This window comes from Ruminococcus turbiniformis, assembly GCF_020687545.1.
GTDB classification, from domain to species: domain Bacteria; phylum Bacillota; class Clostridia; order Lachnospirales; family Lachnospiraceae; genus Mediterraneibacter; species Mediterraneibacter turbiniformis.
Genome location: NZ_JAJEQX010000080.1, coordinates 1 through 2,186, shown reverse-complemented (window position 1 = coordinate 2,186; position 2,186 = coordinate 1). Strand labels below are relative to the sequence as shown.

General features: G+C 49.0%; 2 protein-coding genes. Both read left to right on the top strand.

The window, feature by feature from the left end:
* Positions 1-1,376 (top strand): IS21 family transposase (gene istA / locus LKD70_RS18365; protein ID WP_227709297.1); only part of this gene is annotated, 1,376 nt, incomplete at its 5' end.
* Positions 1,366-2,112 carry an IS21-like element helper ATPase IstB gene (gene istB / locus LKD70_RS18360; RefSeq protein WP_087177670.1) on the top strand — a complete coding sequence of 249 codons (747 nt, stop codon included), beginning with the start codon at positions 1,366-1,368 and terminating at the stop codon, positions 2,110-2,112. The genes istA and istB, both read left to right, overlap by 11 nt.
* Positions 2,113-2,186: the final 74 nt, after the last annotated feature.

Genomic DNA, 2,186 nt, shown 5'->3' with positions numbered 1-2,186 from the left:
TTCCAGAAGAAGCATTGCTCCCAACATTGGTCACGCCGGATTTTCCTTATATTCATAAGGAATTATTGAAAAGCGGCGTAACATTAAAGCTGTTATGGCAGGAGTATGTTGATACCTGCCGGGATGCCGGAAAACCGCCATACGGCTACTCCCAATACTGCAAGTTATATCAGGATTATGTTTCAAAAAATAAGCTTACCATGCATATCCAGCATAAACCTGGTGACAAACTGATGGTCGATTGGGCCGGGACCGCGCTGCCCCTTTATGATAAGATCTCTGGGAACAGCAGCAAGGTTTATCTGTTTGTAGCGACGCTGCCTTTCAGCATGTACTGCTATGCGCAGGCATGCCGTACCATGAAAGAGGAGGACTGGATCAATGCGCATATCGCTATGTATGAGTTCTTCGGCGGTGTCACCAGGATCCTGACCCCGGATAATCTGAAGGTTGGGATCCTCAGCAACAGAAAATACGAGGATCCAGTCGTAAACCGCTCTTACCAGGAGCTTGCGGATCACTATCACACTGCATTGCTTCCCGCCCGGGTATTGGCCCCGCGTGATAAAGCAGCTGTAGAAGGGAGTGTTGGGAATCTGACTTCCCACATCATTGCCCGTCTGCGGAACCGGAAATTTTTTGACATCCATACCATGAATGCAGCGATCCGAAAGGAACTGAATCGGTTCAATGAGGCTCCTTTCCAGAAAAAAGACGGTTCCCGTCACTCTGTATTTCTGGAAGAGGAACTTCCCTTTTTACAGCCGCTTCCCAGATATCCATATGAGTTTGCCCAATGGAAATCCGCTACCGTTCAGCTGAACTACCACATTGCCATAGATTTTCAGAACTATTCGGTCCCTTATGAGTATGTGCGCAAGAAAGTGGATGTCCGGTACACCAAGAGCAGCATTGAGGTTTATTACAAAGGGAATCGGATCTGCAGCCACAAACGTCTTTATGGACGCCGCGGGCAGTATTCCACGATCCCGGAGCACATGCCTGTCAACCATCAGCTGTACAGTGAATGGGATAAGGCAAGGTTCCTTAAGTGGGCATCTGGTATCGGTGAGTCAACCCATCAGGTGATCCAGGGGATCTTTGATTCCTACCGGATCGAAGAGCAGGCTTATAAGGGTTGCCTGTCTCTCCTGAAACTGGCTGATAAATATACTCCGGAAAGATTGGAACATGCCTGCAAAGCAGCTTTGGAGCGGATCCCCAGCCCGCGTTATAAGAATATCCGCCTGATCCTGGAATCCGGCAATGACAAGGCTGCTGGCCCATCAAACCAATCCTCTGAGGCTATCCATGACGAAAGCTATGCCCTGGTCCGTGGAGCTTCTTATTACGGAGGTGGCAGCCATGAAAAATGATACGGTGAAAAAGTTAAAGTCCATGAGGCTGCCTGCCTTTGCGGAAGCTTATGAAAAACAGATCGACCAGGAAGCTGAATACGGCTCCATGTCCTTCCATGAACGTCTCATGCTGTTGGTTGATGCGGAATACGATTCCCGGCATAATAACAATATCAAAAGATTGATCAAGAACGCGAAGTTCTCTGACTCATCTGCATTTCTTGGAAACATTGATTATCTGCCGGACCGGCACCTGAACCGGGATCTTCTGGAGAGCCTGGCGGATAATGACTACATCCGCCAAGGGCTGAATGTCATCCTGATCGGGGCTACAGGTACCGGCAAAAGCTTTATTGCTAATGCACTGGGAGTCAACGCCTGCCAATCCGGATATAAGACCAGATATATCCGTCTGCCGGAACTGTTCAGCGAACTGGAAGCAGCGAGGATACAGGGAAAATATCATCAAGTGATGAAGCAGTTTCAAAAGCTTCCACTTGTGATTCTTGATGAATTCCTTTTGATCCCTGCTTCCGAGCAGGAGCAAAGGGATCTGTTGGAACTGATGGAATACCGCTGCGGCCAGGTCTCCACCATCTTCTGTTCCCAGTTCATGCCGGAAGGCTGGCATGAAAGATTAGGAGGCAGTGCCCTTGCCGATTCCATCCTTGACCGTATCATCCCATCTGCCTATACCATGCGGATTGACGGGGATGTTTCAATGCGGCAAAGGAAAAGGATGATCAAAAACTAAATCATCCTACTGGGAGCCACGACACGGGTCATGGCTCCCACCATCGGACGAGTGGCTCTCGATAACGGATTCCA

Excerpts from the sequence above, each read along its gene's own strand:
- istB (WP_087177670.1), top strand. The coding sequence starts at position 1,366 with ATGAAAAATGATACGGTGAAAAAGTTAAAGTCCATGAGGCTGCCTGCC.